The sequence below is a fragment of the Vibrio sp. 10N.261.45.E2 genome, assembly GCF_002875705.1.
Taxonomy (GTDB): Bacteria; Pseudomonadota; Gammaproteobacteria; order Enterobacterales; family Vibrionaceae; genus Vibrio.
The window spans coordinates 147,566-162,258 of the sequence record NZ_MCZZ01000128.1 but is presented as its reverse complement, the minus strand read 5'-3'; the positions used below and the strand labels follow the sequence as shown (position 1 = coordinate 162,258).

General features: G+C 45.0%; 13 protein-coding genes. 8 read left to right on the top strand and 5 right to left on the bottom strand.

Annotated features, from left to right (window positions below):
• The 6 genes from BCT34_RS14205 to BCT34_RS14180 all read left to right on the top strand — a co-directional run.
• Positions 1 to 600 (top strand): LysR substrate-binding domain-containing protein (locus BCT34_RS14205; protein WP_133150998.1); only part of this gene is annotated, 600 nt, incomplete at its 5' end.
• Between the two features lie 185 nt (positions 601 to 785).
• On the top strand, positions 786 to 2,324 hold the full coding sequence (locus BCT34_RS14200) for a sulfatase-like hydrolase/transferase (RefSeq protein WP_076654291.1): 1,539 nt from the start codon (positions 786 to 788) through the stop codon (positions 2,322 to 2,324).
• Positions 2,325 to 2,383: 59 nt separating this feature from the next.
• Positions 2,384 to 3,061, top strand: a complete 678-nt coding sequence (locus BCT34_RS14195; protein WP_076654290.1) for a hypothetical protein — start codon at positions 2,384 to 2,386, stop codon at positions 3,059 to 3,061.
• Between the two features lie 15 nt (positions 3,062 to 3,076).
• Positions 3,077 to 4,504 carry a DUF1254 domain-containing protein gene (locus BCT34_RS14190; RefSeq protein ID WP_076654289.1) on the top strand — a complete coding sequence of 476 codons (1,428 nt, stop codon included), beginning with the start codon at positions 3,077 to 3,079 and terminating at the stop codon, positions 4,502 to 4,504.
• 177 nt (positions 4,505 to 4,681) lie between these two features.
• Positions 4,682 to 5,926 (top strand): NADH:flavin oxidoreductase/NADH oxidase family protein, encoded by a 1,245-nt coding sequence (locus tag BCT34_RS14185; RefSeq protein ID WP_076654288.1) that lies wholly within the window; start codon positions 4,682 to 4,684, stop codon positions 5,924 to 5,926.
• Between the two features lie 217 nt (positions 5,927 to 6,143).
• A complete protein-coding gene (locus BCT34_RS14180; protein ID WP_017096308.1) occupies positions 6,144 to 7,058 on the top strand; it encodes a LysR family transcriptional regulator in 915 nt (304 codons plus the stop codon).
• 106 nt (positions 7,059 to 7,164) lie between these two features.
• Here the strand turns inward: BCT34_RS14180 and BCT34_RS14175 are convergent, their stop codons facing one another.
• On the bottom strand, positions 7,165 to 8,205 hold the full coding sequence (locus BCT34_RS14175; protein WP_017096307.1) for a DUF1214 domain-containing protein: 1,041 nt from the start codon (positions 8,203 to 8,205) through the stop codon (positions 7,165 to 7,167).
• A 279-nt stretch (positions 8,206 to 8,484) separates the two neighbouring features.
• On the opposite strand from BCT34_RS14175, the gene BCT34_RS24745 reads away from it, so the two are divergent.
• Together BCT34_RS24745 and BCT34_RS14170 are read left to right on the top strand one after the other, a co-directional pair.
• Complete coding sequence (locus BCT34_RS24745; RefSeq protein ID WP_258182976.1) at positions 8,485 to 8,607, top strand: hypothetical protein; 123 nt, start codon at positions 8,485 to 8,487, stop codon at positions 8,605 to 8,607.
• Between the two features lie 228 nt (positions 8,608 to 8,835).
• A complete protein-coding gene (locus BCT34_RS14170) occupies positions 8,836 to 9,072 on the top strand; it encodes a YdcH family protein (RefSeq protein ID WP_017060944.1) in 237 nt (78 codons plus the stop codon).
• Between the two features lie 274 nt (positions 9,073 to 9,346).
• On the opposite strand, the gene glpD is transcribed toward BCT34_RS14170, so the two are convergent.
• The 4 genes from glpD to BCT34_RS14150 all read right to left on the bottom strand — a co-directional run bounded on the left by glpD (position 9,347) and on the right by BCT34_RS14150 (position 14,681).
• Positions 9,347 to 10,906 carry a glycerol-3-phosphate dehydrogenase gene (gene glpD, locus BCT34_RS14165; protein WP_076654287.1) on the bottom strand — a complete coding sequence of 520 codons (1,560 nt, stop codon included), beginning with the start codon at positions 10,904 to 10,906 and terminating at the stop codon, positions 9,347 to 9,349.
• Between the two features lie 269 nt (positions 10,907 to 11,175).
• Positions 11,176 to 11,961: a DeoR/GlpR family transcriptional regulator gene (locus tag BCT34_RS14160; protein ID WP_076654286.1), complete on the bottom strand. Its 786-nt coding sequence runs from the start codon at positions 11,959 to 11,961 to the stop codon at positions 11,176 to 11,178.
• 285 nt (positions 11,962 to 12,246) lie between these two features.
• A complete protein-coding gene (glpK, locus tag BCT34_RS14155) occupies positions 12,247 to 13,767 on the bottom strand; it encodes a glycerol kinase GlpK (protein ID WP_076654285.1) in 1,521 nt (506 codons plus the stop codon).
• A 59-nt stretch (positions 13,768 to 13,826) separates the two neighbouring features.
• On the bottom strand, positions 13,827 to 14,681 hold the full coding sequence (locus tag BCT34_RS14150; RefSeq protein ID WP_076654284.1) for an MIP/aquaporin family protein: 855 nt from the start codon (positions 14,679 to 14,681) through the stop codon (positions 13,827 to 13,829).
• Between the last annotated feature and the right edge of the window lie 12 nt (positions 14,682 to 14,693).

Below are 14,693 nucleotides of genomic sequence, written 5' to 3'. Positions count from 1 at the left end.
GTTTTACTTGACCACTACATCCCAGTGGGTGTGCCGTTAATCAAAAAGCTGACCAAAGAAGCGCCACAAGTGACGTTTCAATGTTCACCTTGGTTAGATAATGGCGTCCAATCCCTAGAGACCAACCGCATGTGTTGGGGAGTGAGTTATCTTCCTATGGACGTCAATAAAACTCTGACTGAGCGACCGGTTGGCTTTGATAAGTTCATGTTGGTGCTAAGAGCTGATCACCCAATTCAAGGCAATGCCCTTGAGGATATTCTGAAATACCCACTCTGTATCAATATGATCCCTGGTTACATTCAGCCATCCAAGACGGAAATGTTGATCAAAAAATACGACCTAGATAAACACATCGGGCTCAGAAGCAATAATATGAATTTGATGCTAGAGATCGTTAAGGACAGCGACTTCATCTATGTGACATCGTCGAAATGCCGCTATTTGCTTGATCATTCTTATCGTTGTATTGAGCTACCGCCGGAACTGTTGAAAGACACCTATCGTCGAGAATTGGCACTGTTTACTCATCAAGCAAACCGTAATAACCCGTTCACTGATTGGCTTCAAAAAGAAATTACGTCGATTATTCAATCCTAGTTTCACGCTACTATTCTTTCTAAATAACGCCCCTTTATCACTGCCACTATTAAGAATCGTAATAGTGGCTATCAAGCCATTTTGGACCTCTTTCTTATACCATTTACCTCAACAATGGTTCGCTGAGACATTCACAATCTTCGTTGTGACTTCAGCGATTTACTCATAGTGAATGAGGGTTATAAATGTATAAGTCTTTTGTTAAATCTGCTTTGGCACTCTCGGTGCTGGCGAGCGTCAACGTGCATGCCGCGAGTCAACCCAATGTGGTTGCCATCATGCTCGATGATGTGAGTGCCACAGATCTGTCAGCTTACCATCGTGGCTTAGGTGCGGTGGACACACCGAATATTGATCGAATTGCCGAACGCGGCATGATGGTCAGTGATTACTACGCACAAGGCAGCTCGACTGCAGGTCGTTCTGCCTTTATCACGGGTCAGTATCCATTTCGAACGGGCTTAACGTCTGTTGGCCAGCCGGGCTCGTCAATTGGCCTTCAAAAAGAAGATCCAACCCTAGCTGAAATGTTGAAAGACAAAGGCTATGCGACTGTTCATGTTGGTAAAAGTCACTTAGGTGATAACAATAGCCACCTTCCAACAGTGCACGGCTTTGATGAGTTCTTCGGTTTCCTTTATCACCTTAACGTGATGGAAATGCCAGAGCAGCCAGAGTTTCCTAAAGATCCGAATTTCAGAAGTCGTCCTCGTAATGTGCTTCACACTGTGGCAACCGATACGGTGGATATGAAAGAAGATCCAAGGTTTGGTGTTGTCGGTAAACAGACTATTGAAGACAAAGGCACGCTCGGTGCGAAGCGTATGCAGACAATCGATGGTGAGTTCTTAGACTTTGCCATGAACTGGCTTGATAAGCATGAAGCCGAGAAAGACGAACAGCCTTACTTCATGTGGTACAACCCAACGCGCATGCACCAAAAAACGCACGTTCGTCCGGAGTACCAAGGCGCGAGCCAAATTAACACCTACTACGATGGCTTGATCGAACTTGATGACCAGATCGGTGTGCTGCTAGACAAGCTTGAAGACTTGGGCGAAATCGACAACACCATCATTCTCTTCACATCTGACAATGGCGTAAACCTAGATCACTGGCCTGATTCTGGTTCAGCATCATTTAGAGGACAAAAGGGCACGACTTGGGATGGTGGCTTCCGTGTGCCTATGCTGGTCAGCTGGCCAGATAAAATCCCTCAAGGTGAATACACAGATGGCTTCATGACTTCTGAAGACTGGGTGCCAACCATTATGGCTGCAGTGGGTGAAGGCGACATTAAACAAGAATTGCTTGATGGAAAAGAGTTAAACGGCGAGCGTTATCAAGTTCACTTGGATGGTTATAACCAACTGGACATGTTGACCAAAGGCGAGCCAAGTCAACGTCATGAGTTCTTCTTCTACAACGAGCAAGATTTGAATGCCTTCCGAGTTGACGACTGGAAAGTGCACCTAAAAACCAAAACTGAGTGGATTGCGCCGCCTGAAGAGTGGCCACTAGGGATGCTGATTAACATCAAGGCCGATCCTTACGAGCGTAGCCCTGATACTCGAGGTTGGTTCTTATGGATGAAAGAGAAGTCTTGGGTATTACCAAAACTGCACAAAGCAGCCGCGAAATATCAGAAGTCTCTTGAAGCGTTCCCACCAAGACAGAAGGCTGGTGGTATTGGTATGGCAGACAAATCTGTGGTTGCTGATTAACGCCAATACAGTGAATTCAGGTGTGCTGTAACAAGCGCACCTTACTACCGGACAACAATATGAAGAAACCGTTACGTCTGCTCACGGGCACTTTCTCCTCTTTTACACTTTCTATCTTTGCGCTCATCCCCTTTGCTTTTTCTGCTTCCGCTCAAGAAGAACCCGTCAGTGATATTGCTGATCCAATGGCCGTTTATACGGGAGGTGAACTTACCGCGGGCAATAAAGGGCTTGGGGCTACTTTCCAATTTGGTGTGAATCGTGGCGATTGGGGTGTGTTGGGTAAGTTAGAAGGGAAAAATAACTTTGAAAACTATCGCGCTCGCTTTTTTACTCCTAACAAACGAACAGGCACGGGGTTATTTGTAGATGCTGGGCACGACTTTTCCAATGACGAATTCACCTCTAACTATGCTTCGGCAGGTGTGATGCAGGTTTTTGAGTTGAGCGACAAAGTGAAACTCTACAGCGCGCTCACCTACGGGAAAATGTGGGAAGAGAATCAACAGTTCGAAGACACACAAATCATTAGCAGCACCAACTATCTGAAATACGAATTTGCCCCGCAATTCTACTTACAACTCGCACCCCAGTACGTTTATGGACTAGACGGTGAGCACACTCGCGAGTTCTCGACTGAAATGCAGCTCGGTTATCGAGTGAATGATGACAATGTCATTATTTTGAGTGGCGATACGGATAACAACACATGGATGACCTTCCGAACTCGCTTCTAACTAGGATCAATAACGATGAAAACAAATAGACTTATTAAAGCGTTAGCGTGTACTTTTCTTGTCGCACTGCCAACTTATGCGTTAGCGAATCAAACAGAGCTACCAACCGAGAGTGCTTTTGAGATAACGCGCGACACCTTACCTGTTGAGATGGCTAGCCTAGCTTGGCTAGAACAAGATAGTGAGCAGCTCGCGCAACTGGCCTATGAATACGCTTATTCGATTGATGAGGCGTACAAGTACTTTTATCAGACGGTAATTAAAGAAGAGTATCCACTGAACCGTTTTCAGAACATTCGAATTCTGGCGGATGATACCTACACTGCTCACCCAACAATCAATAACGATACTCTGCATCTAATGGGTTGGATGGATCTTGGCGCAGAGCCCGTCATTATCACGATCCCAGATCATGATGAAGATAGGTACTGGCTGTTCCATACCATGAATATGCAGCACTTTACTGACTCGGCTTTTGGCTCTCCGCAACGAGGCACAAAAGGCGGCAGTTTCATGTATGCAGTTGAAGGGTGGGAAGGTGAAGTTCCTACGAGTGTCGACGAGGTCATCTATGTTGAGCATCCTCTAGTGAAGATGATGGGGCGAATCATGGATCTTGGCGGTGACGATTCTGCAACCGCTCAAAAGCTTATGGACCAATGGAACATCAGAACATTATCTGAATACTTGGGCCAGAAAGGTCCAGATTCCGTTGTTCGCGAGTATCCAGATCCAGAAGACTCTAACTGGGTCGAGCGGACCAATTTCATTTTGTCTGAAGGAACGATGAAGGCGCATGACCAAAAGCTGATTGAGCAATTTAATCGACTTGGTTTAGGTGACTCTGATTTAGGCAAAGCCAATCATCCATTTACGACAAAGCAGCTTCGTATGATCGAGTCTGGCCAAAAAGAGGGGCTAGAACGAATCATTAATGCGGGCTTTGATGATTCTCGTGACGTATTGGGCACTCGTGGTGAAATGACAAAGGTTCCAAGCTTTCAACACGCCTACGGCACGCTAATGGGCCAATGGGGGCTACCTGCAAAGCACACCATGTATAGCGGTGACTTCTTTGATAATGAAGGGGATGCGTTAGATGGCGGACGGTATGACTATACGGTGACCTTCAACGCGCCACCATTAGAAGAGGGTGGTTTTTGGTCATACACGGCCTACAGTGGTGAAACCCGACTGATGGAGAAAAACGACTTAAACCGTCATTCTCGTGGAGACAGAACGCTAACGCCGAATGCCGATGGAAGCTACACCATTTACATGAGTAGCGACGTAAAAGGGCATGAAGATGATCCTAATTTCTTACCTATCCCCGCTCATCAATGGTATTCAGTGTTACGCATGTACACGCCCGGTGAAGAGGTAAGAACAGATAAATGGAAATCGACACCATTTACTAAGGTCAAAAAATCCACGATAAAGTGATGACTTAAACTGCCTGTTTAAGGTTTTGTTTATAATCGATTAATGCCAGCTGCTATGCCGCTGGCATTTTTTATTGAACGAAACTTGTCTCGAAAGAGGTACTAAATGCTCAGAAATATCGAATAAAGTAGGGCATACTAAACCGAACATATAGAACAAAAGAAAGTAACCACGCGCATGAATTCGATCTCTCTCAACGACTCTTTTTCTCTCCCTAATGGCCAAGTGATTAAAAACCGCCTGTTCAAATCGGCAATGAGTGAACAGCTAGGTGATAAACATCATAACCCTAAGCAAGGTTTAGTCACGCTTTACCAACGTTGGGCTCAAGGAGGAATTGGTCTATCCATGACTGGCAACGTGATGGTCGATAGAGGTGCGCTTGGTGAACCTAAAAACGTTGTATTGGATGAGCACAGTGATTTAAGCGTATTTCGTGAGTGGGCGAGTGCCGGAACACAGAATGGTTCCCAGATATGGATGCAGCTGAATCACCCTGGTAAGCAAATCCCCAAGTTCTTGTGTGATAGCCCGGTTGCTCCTTCGGCCATCTCTTTAGAACGTGGATTAGAAAAAGGCTTCAATACACCACGAGCTCTGACTGAGAGTGAAATCATCGTAATCATTGATAAGTTCGCGTTGAGTGCAAAGCTTGCAAAACAAGCGGGTTTTACTGGCGTGCAGATTCACGGTGCTCATGGTTATCTTGTGAGTCAGTTTTTGTCCTCGAGACACAATCAACGCCAAGATAAATGGGGTGGCTCGCTCGAAAACAGACTTCGTTTTGTGTCTGAGGTTTATCGTGCGATTCGAAAAGAGGTTGGTGATGATTTCCCTGTCGGAATTAAGCTCAACAGTGCCGACTTCATGAAAGGTGGCTTCACTGAAGAAGAATCGATGCAGGTTGTACAAACACTGAGTGATAACGGCATCGACCTCATTGAGATCTCCGGCGGTACCTATGAAAGTCCATCAATGATGGGGGCGAAAAACAAAGGCGAACCTATCAAGGCCAGCACCGTAAAGCGTGAAGCGTATTTTATGGATTACATGGTTAAGGCGAGAAAACTCGTCAGCACTCCGCTGGTGGTCACGGGTGGTTTCCGAACCGCGCAAGCAATGAACGAAGCATTAAACACCTCGGCAACCGATTTTATTGGCATTGCGCGCACAATGGCGGTTGATCCTGATTTCCCTAACAAGTTAATTGAAAACCCTAGCCACGGCATGCCGCTAACCGTGCCAACCACAGGTAAACCTGCATTAGACAAGGTGGCGATGGTCGGGCTGGTTTGGTATGAACATCAAATGTGGCGTATTGCTTCTGGCAAGAACTCCGACCTTAAATTAAGCGCACTAGGCGTGGTGTTAAAAACAATTCTCAGCGCTGGCTGGCACGCTTTCAAAAAGCGCAGAGCGTAAGCCGTAACGAACTAAAAAGCAGAACTTTGAAGAATTGAAGTTCTGTTTTTTTCTATGATGATTTATTGTTTAGTTTGTCTAGAGAGTAAGAAAGAGTTAAAGATCGTTAAGCGAATCAATCGTCAAATGAGCCATAATGAGAGAGATATTCGCTAAGTTAGCTTTTATCGCCAGACGGCTAAATATCTCCCTGACCAAACTTTAATGACAGGTAACTATGAAACAATTGGATCTCAATTTAATCCGCGTTTTTCTGGTTTTGCTAGAAACCAAAAATACTCGCATTGCTGGCAATAAATTGGCGCTGAGTCAGCCCGCAGTGAGTAAAGCACTAGGGCGATTGAGAGAATACTTTGATGACGAATTGTTTACTCGTGTCCATTCCGGTTTGAAGCCAACTCCACGTGCGTTAGAGCTTGGTGAACGGCTGCCAATGATCATGGAAAGCTTGGACGACGTGATTCTTGAAACCCCAAGCTTTGACCCTGCCGAGTATCAAGGCAACATCACGATTGCAATTAACGGTTTTATCTCGAACTGGCTTGGTGCGCGTTTATGCCTTGGTCTCATTCAAGAAGCGCCCAATGCTCAAGTCAATATTGTTAATTGGGGCTCTCAAACGCTGAAAAAATTGTTGGATGGCGAGATACAAGCAGCTATCAACTTTTCTCCAATCGACACGAATAAGCAGTTTACCCATCAGATTATCGGTGAGGATGACTTTGTCGGGTTGGTTAAAACCGGCCATCCATTAGCTGGCAAAGTGATTTCACAGCAAGAGATAGATGAAGCGGAATACGCGAGTTTGGTGATACCGGGGTGGAATGATATTCAGCCTTATATCGCCAAGCATTTGTCGACAGAGCAGCTTAAAGTGAAAGCAAGAAGCTCGTATTTGCACACGCTATTAGAGGTCATTAAACAAAGTGACATGATTCTACCGTGTTCCAAGCAGCTTGCTCTTTATCTTAATGAAGAGTTCGATTATCTCTCTTTTCCTGATTATGCACCGGAAGAGCTCAAAAAAATCGTGCTGGTGGAATCTCATAACAAGAGAATGCACCCGATGAATCAATGGCTTAAGCGAAAAATTATCACTACCTCCCAAACCATCATAAAAGAAAAGCAATAAGCCTCTCAAATGAGAGGCTAGGTTATTGTTAGTAGCTGTTATTGTTAGCAGCTGTTATTGCCAGTTAATTAACACTAATCACTCGCAACTCAGTCGTTATTCCCCGCTATTGAGCAGTGACCTGTGGGAAGTTGTGCATCTCACCTGATGCTACCGCTTCATCACTAGGACGGTATGCACGAACCGCAAAGTTCCAGCCATCATCGTTTACTTCAATTACGTTATTTGCAGCGTCACAGGTTTGCCCTTTTGGCGCAAAGTGGATCGTGTAAGAACCGTCTTTATTGGGTGTTGATGTCGTTGAATCAGCACTGTTGTTGTTCGTCATCAACCAGCCTTGGCTTGAATAGGCCGTAATTGACCAATAACCGCCTTCGTCATAACGTAATGAGGGTGCTTCAAACGTGATGTTTGCACATTCTGTTTTACCTGTGCCCGCTCGTGATGTATACACAGCATGCTCTGCCGGCATACCAGCCCAACCCACCGCAGTACCAATCATAAACTGCTTGTTATCTGATGTTGCTGTGATGTTTGGTGTGAAGGCTTCTTCTGTCTTGATGTCATTAACTAGCTTCTCCCATTTTGCTCGGACGTTATCTCGAGATGCATCATCCCAATCTGAAGCAGGTTCAAAAGGCTTAGCTGATTTCGCATTAATGACCGCCGCATCTTGCAGTCGATGCGCTTCATCTGCGCCAGCACTTGTTGCAGTTCGCATCAGTATGTAGATGTAGTCTGAACCTGCGATTTCTGAGTCGATGTAAATTTCTTCGCCACCATAAATGGCCATGTGGTTATCATGATTGTTATTGAAGATATGCATGATCTGGTACGCATCGCCTTTCGCCAGTTTGAATGTTGCGCCTTCTGAGACATCGACAACCGCGGTTGAATAGAGCAGGTCGGTGTTAGAGCGGATAATCATTTGGTTCTCTACCGTTACGTTTTCGCGATTATGCTCAAAAACATTAACCGGTTGATGCTCTAACTGTTGAGTGAAGTAAAGGTCGCTTTCTGCACGAGCGAAGTTTTCGTCGGTTACTTCAACTGCTGCCATTGTTTGCATTGATGTGATGGTAATCAGTGTTGCTAAAATGGTCTTTTTCATATCGTTTACCTTGAGGTCGTCATTAGGAGATGACACTAATGTATCGGTTTGGTGATGATTCTAAAAATGAATTGCTGTTATTTATGTAATAACCAAAAGGAATCGGAAGGCTGGTTTTTGTGAAGCTTAGAGAGAGTTGTGACTGTTTTTTGTTCGTTTGGTGAAAGTTTTTTGCACAGAGACTGGTCGTTAGTTAATGAAGCGATGCTTTGTTCATTAACTAAGGCTTTATCGGCAGGTAAGGCTTTAGTTAATGACTGAGGTATCCGCGCTTTTAAGTACTATGCTTTAGTCATGACAAAAAGAGGATTTATTATGAAATGGCTTATCTTATCTGTAACGCTATTATTCGTGGCAGGATGCCAATCGACGGGCTCTCAAGAAGCGCAAGTCGGTGACGACATGAACCGAGTTCATACTCAAGGGTGTAGTAGTTAACTCAACCTTGCCTGTGAGTATTTAATCGAACTCTGTAGTTTTACAGAGCTTTTTTATTGCTTAAATGGTGATGTGTGGTTTTGTTGATGTAATTGTGAATATCGGGTTGGTTATTTTATGTTCTATGCTGTGTACTGGATCTCATTTGTTATTTGAACCAGTTGCTAAGGTTAATAGTGAATGTGTTTAAGACTAACCCAATCACTTTACTCAACTTAAGAGGTTTCTATGCTAGGTGAAAATCACTCTCTTGTTCACGAATTTCCTGAAATGAAAGACAAAATTGCTGAGCTTGCTAAAACTGACGATGGCTTTGCAGCAGATATGAAGACATACGACAACCTTGATAAAGAGATTCGTAAACTAGAGCTGAAAGATTCACCCATTGATGACGGCTCGATGCACCAATTGAAACATGATCGTTCTGAGCTTAAAGATTTACTGCATGCTCGTTTAACGGGCTAGTGAGTTGGTAATTTTGCTGATTAGCTAAATTAAATAGTTAGTTAGCGGATTGCAGATTGAGACAATAAAAACTCCTTCGGGAGTTTTTTTCGTTTCTGCGTTCCAGTCTCTATCGAACGCATGAGAATATTTAGATACAAGAAACCGTAGATATAGGCAAACTCAATTAGCGCTAAGATTATTGTAAATAGGGCGGATGTAAAAAAGCTTAGCGCGGGGGACGCTAAGCTTGATTGTAAACTATGTTCTTGAACCATGTTTAGGCTAGTTGGGGTTAGCCTACTTGAGAAAAGCTCACTACTTTACTTTGTAGCTTCTCTTTCAGGTAATTTGTCACTTCTTGCTGCTCTGATTCGCTCATGTACAGGCCAAGCTTGGTTCTGCGCCACAAGATGTCTTCGTCGGTCATCGCCATCTCTTCATTGATCAAGTAATCGATTTCAACTTGATAAACGCCATGGGCTTCGTTTGAGAATTGGATGCCAAGGTCAGCTTCGCTGTTTGCGCCTTCCAGTAGCTTCCACGTGTAAGTACCAAATTGAGTCACATAGCGAAGCAATAACGCTTCAGACGCCCAAGGGTATTTAGTGTGGATCATCTTCGCAAGTTGCTCTCTGCTGCAGCTAAAGTTACCGCCAGGGAGCGTGTCGTTTGCTGTCCATGGCGCCCCCATGTTGCTTAGGTGTGGTTCCAGTTTCTTAAGGGCCGCCTCGCCTAGCTTACGGTAAGTGGTTAGTTTGCCACCGAAGATCGAAAGCAGTGGTGCTTGATCTAGCTCTGCGTCTAATTCCAACGTGTAATCACGAGTGATCGCTTGTGGTGAATCAGATTCATCGTCACAAAGCGGTCTTACGCCACTGTATGTCCAAACCACGTCTTCACGACCAAGTTGTTTCACAAAGTGCTGGTTAACGATATCAATTAAGTAATCCACTTCGACATCATCAATAGCTACTTTACGAGGGTCGCCTTTGTATTCAAGGTCGGTAGTACCGATGATCGAGAACTTATCTAGGTAAGGGATCATGAACACAATGCGATTGTCTTTGTTTTGCAGAATGTACGCTTGTGGTTCGTCGTGAATACGTGGCACAACAATGTGTGAACCTTTGATCAAACGAATATTACGAGGCGAAGCCTGCTCTAATCCATCATCGAAGAACTGCTTAACCCATGGGCCAGCTGCGTTAACCAGCGCTTTCGCTTTACGTTCAAAGCGTTGATTTGTCATCACATCAAGGATCGTTACATGCCAAATACCACCTTCACGGTGCGCTTTCTCAACACGGCAGTAGTTACGTACTTCCGCGTTGTTCTCCTTTGCTGCTAACACGTTTAGCAACACCATACGCGCATCATCTACCCAGCAATCTGAATATTCAAAGCCTGTCTTCATTTCTGGTTTCAGTAGGCCTGATTTCGCTAGGTTGACTGTCTTACTTCCAGGAAGAGTGGTGCGCTTACCCAAGTTATCGTAAAAGAATAGGCCACAGCGAATCATCCAAGCTGGGCGTAAAAATGGTCGATGAGGTAAACGGAAACGCATTGGTTGAGCAACATGAGGCGCTTTTCTTAACAAGACTTCACGTTCAGCGAGTGCTTCCGAAACCAAACGAAATTCGTAATGTTCAAGGTAACGTAAGCCACCGTGGATTAGCTTTGAGCTAGCAGAAGACGTCGCAGACGCGAAATCATTTGCTTCGTATAAACCCACATTTAGGCCACGACCTGCTGCATCGGCTGCGATGCCAGCACCATTGATGCCGCCGCCGATCACGATCAAGTCTAAAGTGGAAGATGTACTGTTGTTTGAATTGTTTTGTTGAGCACTCATGGTTTTGACCTCTTTCTGAGCGAACGAGCATTTTAGAACATAATTGAATCCTATATGAACTTTCGTTTTCGGTCATTTATTATTTTCGTTTATGCGCGTTTTATGTGATTTGCGCATAAAAAAACCTCTGCTTATGAAAGCAGAGGTTCAAATAAGTCTAATTCGAGCATAGAAGCGACAGTGGCAGTGAGCAAGTTTTACTTATTTAACTTTTCTATAAAGAATTGTGATTCATTTAAGAAAGTCGCTGCACTGAGTTTTATGTTGAGTTATTCGCTCACCAGGACAGCGGTATCGATGACTTCTAATGGAATGTCTGAATCTTTAAGAATGTTAAGAATCTCTTCCGGTGGCTGCTTATTAGTAAAGACCATGTGCGCTTGAGAGATATTACCGAGCTTAACCATCGCATTACGGCCAAATTTAGTGTGGTCGACAGCTAAGAAGATACTGCGACTGTTCTCTATGATGGCTTGTTTCACACGAACTTCGTGATAATCAAAATCGAGCAGTGAACCGTCAAAGTCGATGCCGCTGATACCTAAGATGCCGAAATCTAGTCGAAACTGCTTAACGAAATCGAGCGTTGCTTCACCTACAATACCGCCGTCACGGTTTCTTACTTCGCCACCCGCCAAGATAACCTTTATCTCTGGGTTTGGCAGAAGGATGCTCGCAACGTTAATGTTGTTGGTGACAACTCGTAATTGTTTGTGGTTTTTGTTGAGTGCGCGTGCCACCGATTCTGGCGTAGTACCTATATCTACGAACAGAGTTGCACCATCAGGGATGTGCTTAACCAGTTCGTCGGCGATCACGTCTTTTTCGTTGAAGTTAAGCGCTTTACGCGTGTTATAAGAGGTATTTTCCGAGCTTAAAGGAATGGTTGCACCACCATGATAGCGACGAATTTTGTTGCTATCGGCAAGTTCATTGAGGTCTCGTCTGATGGTTTGTGGGCTGACATCGAACTTTTCAACAAGCTCTTCGGTACTCACATATCCTTGTGTTTTTACCAGATCTACAATCTGCTGGTGTCTTGGTATCTGTTTCACTTAACTTACCACTCCCTGCGCGCAAAGGGCTCTAGCGCGTCAAAATCGAAAATATAAACTCACGCTATTGTGCTCGAATTGATGAAAAGAGAGAAGTAATGATGGTAAGGAATCATGTCTAAACCGCAAAAACGGCACTCAGAACGTGGGATTTGAGCCTGAAACGCAAAAAAGAGCACAAAATAGTGCTCTTTTTAGTTTCGTTTGCTGAGGTTCGAACAATCTAATCAATGAGATTGCTCGAGTTCCTAGGTCAATGACTAACGATGAGCTGAATACTCAGTATTACTCTTCGTCGTCATCGTGCAGTTCAGACCAAACTTGAGCACACTTGATAGCACGCTTCCAACCTTTGTAACGGCGGTTACGCTTCTCTTCGTCGTGGTGTGGCATGAACGTGCGGTTAAGAACGGCTTTGTCTTGAAGCTCGTCAATGCTGTCCCAGAAACCAACCGCTAGACCTGCAAGGTAAGCCGCACCCAGAGCGGTTACTTCCGTTACTTCAGGACGGTGAACTTCAGTATCCAGCACATCTGATTGGAATTGCATTAGGAAGTTGTTCGCTACTGCGCCTCCATCAACACGTAGGTTCGCTAGCTTGATGCCAGAATCCGCTTGCATTGCATCTAGTACGTCACGCGTTTGGTAAGCGATGCCTTCCAAGGTTGCACGGATGATGTGGTTAGAGTTAACACCACGAGTTAGGCCAACAATCGTACCGCGAGCGTAAGCATCCCAGTATGGTGCGCCTAAACCCGTAAACGCTGGTACCACGTAAACACCGTTTGATGAGTCTACTTTGGTAGCGAAGTACTCAGAGTCTTCTGCGCCAGCCAGTAGTTTCATTTCATCACGTAGCCATTGGATTGATGCGCCGCCCATGAATACTGCACCTTCCAGTGCGTATGCTGGTTCGCCTTTAGGACCACAAGCTAGCGTTGTTAGTAGGCCGTTTTTCGACGTTACTTTCTCTTGGCCTGTGTTCATTAGAAGGAAACAACCTGTGCCGTACGTGTTCTTCGCTTGGCCTGCTTCTACACACATTTGACCGTAAAGTGCTGCTTGTTGGTCACCCGCAATACCCGCGATTGGGATACGAGTACCGCCTTTACCACCAAGGTTCGTTTGGCCGTAAACTTCAGAAGAGCGCTTCACTTCAGGCATCATCGAGGCTGGGATGCCCATCTCGTCTAATAGCTTGCTGTCCCAACATAGATCGTTGATATTGAACAACATAGTACGTGACGCGTTAGTGTAATCCGTAACGTGTACACGTCCTTGAGTCATCTTCCAAACCAACCAAGTATCAACCGTACCGAACAGTAGTTTGCCAGCTTCAGCGTCTGCGCGAGCACCTTCAACGTTGTCTAGAATCCATTTTACTTTGGTACCTGAGAAATACGGGTCAAGGACTAAGCCAGTATTGTCACGTACGTAGTCTTCTAGGCCACGTGCTTTTAGGTCTTCACAGATGTCTGCTGTACGGCGACACTGCCATACGATTGCGTTGTAAACCGGTTTGCCAGTTTCTTTGTTCCAAACAATGGTGGTTTCACGTTGGTTAGTGATACCAATACCTGCTAACTCATCGCTGCGAATGCCTGCTTTAGCGAGTGCTTCAACCAATGTAGAGCTTTGCGTTGCCCAGATTTCCATTGGATCATGCTCAACCCAACCGGCTTTAGGATAAATCTGAGTAAATTCGCGTTGAGAAGAGCTTACGATGTTTGCATCGTGGTCGAGGATTACAGCGCGAGAGCTTGTGGTGCCTTGGTCTAGGGCAACAATGTATTTTTGCTCGGTCATGGTAAGAATCCTTTTTCTTTTGTTATTTATATTTTAGTAAATGTAGGGGCGCTTAGTGATTAAGCTTGAGCTTGTTCAGCTTCTTGTTCTGTTTCACATTGGTTTGGAATGGTACAGCCTTGGCCTTCGACGGGTAGGTAAGCGCCGATAACGCGTGGGTACAACCAACCACCAAAACATGCGCCTGCAATTGGAGCAAGGATTGGAACGATGAAGTAAGGAATATCACGAGCACCTGTTAGTGCGAAATCCCAACCAGCAAAGTAAGCGAACAGTTTTGGTCCGAAGTCACGAGCAGGGTTCATTGCAAAACCAGTCAGTGGACCTAAAGAACCACCAATTACCGCGATAAGAATACCGATCAGTAGAGGGTTCATCGCACCGCGAGATGCGCCGTTGTTCTCATCACCTAACGCTAAGATGGCAAACATCAACACTGCAGTAATCACGAATTCCACAGCAAAAGCGCCGAAGAAAGAGAGTGAAGCATGTGGGTAAGTCGAGAAGATACCAGCAGTTGATAATGCGTCTTGGCTGCTACGAACGAAGTTATGTGCGATTTCGTAGTCAGTAAATAGGTTGCTGTACAGGCTGTACACCAATGCTGCAGAGCAGAAAGCGCCAAGCAGTTGCGAAATGATGTAAGGCACCACTTTTGCTTTATCAAAGCCATGGAACATCGCCAGTGCAATCGTTACGGCTGGGTTGATGTGTGCACCTGAAACGCCAGCTGTACAGTAAATTGCGATTGCAACACCGAAGCCCCAGATGATACTCACTTCCCATTGTCCGAATGTTGCACCAGTTAATACCAGTGCAGCCACACAGCCAACGCCAAAAAATATGAGCAATCCGGTGCCGATAAATTCGGCTAAGCATTGCCCAAATAAAGAAGGGTGTTTATTTGTTGTCATGTTCGAGTCCTT

Bases quoted from the DNA above. Each gene is read 5' to 3' on its own strand.
- BCT34_RS14200 (WP_076654291.1), top strand. From the start codon at position 786: ATGTATAAGTCTTTTGTTAAATCTGCTTTGGCACTCTCGGTGCTGGCG.
- BCT34_RS14195 (WP_076654290.1), top strand. From the start codon at position 2,384: ATGAAGAAACCGTTACGTCTGCTCACGGGCACTTTCTCCTCTTTTACA.
- BCT34_RS14190 (WP_076654289.1), top strand. From the start codon at position 3,077: ATGAAAACAAATAGACTTATTAAAGCGTTAGCGTGTACTTTTCTTGTC.
- BCT34_RS14185 (WP_076654288.1), top strand. From the start codon at position 4,682: ATGAATTCGATCTCTCTCAACGACTCTTTTTCTCTCCCTAATGGCCAA.
- BCT34_RS14180 (WP_017096308.1), top strand. From the start codon at position 6,144: ATGAAACAATTGGATCTCAATTTAATCCGCGTTTTTCTGGTTTTGCTA.
- BCT34_RS24745 (WP_258182976.1), top strand. From the start codon at position 8,485: ATGAAATGGCTTATCTTATCTGTAACGCTATTATTCGTGGCAGGATGC.
- BCT34_RS14170 (WP_017060944.1), top strand. From the start codon at position 8,836: ATGCTAGGTGAAAATCACTCTCTTGTTCACGAATTTCCTGAAATGAAA.
- glpD (WP_076654287.1), bottom strand. From the start codon at position 10,906: ATGAGTGCTCAACAAAACAATTCAAACAACAGTACATCTTCCACTTTA.
- glpK (WP_076654285.1), bottom strand. From the start codon at position 13,767: ATGACCGAGCAAAAATACATTGTTGCCCTAGACCAAGGCACCACAAGC.
- BCT34_RS14150 (WP_076654284.1), bottom strand. From the start codon at position 14,681: ATGACAACAAATAAACACCCTTCTTTATTTGGGCAATGCTTAGCCGAA.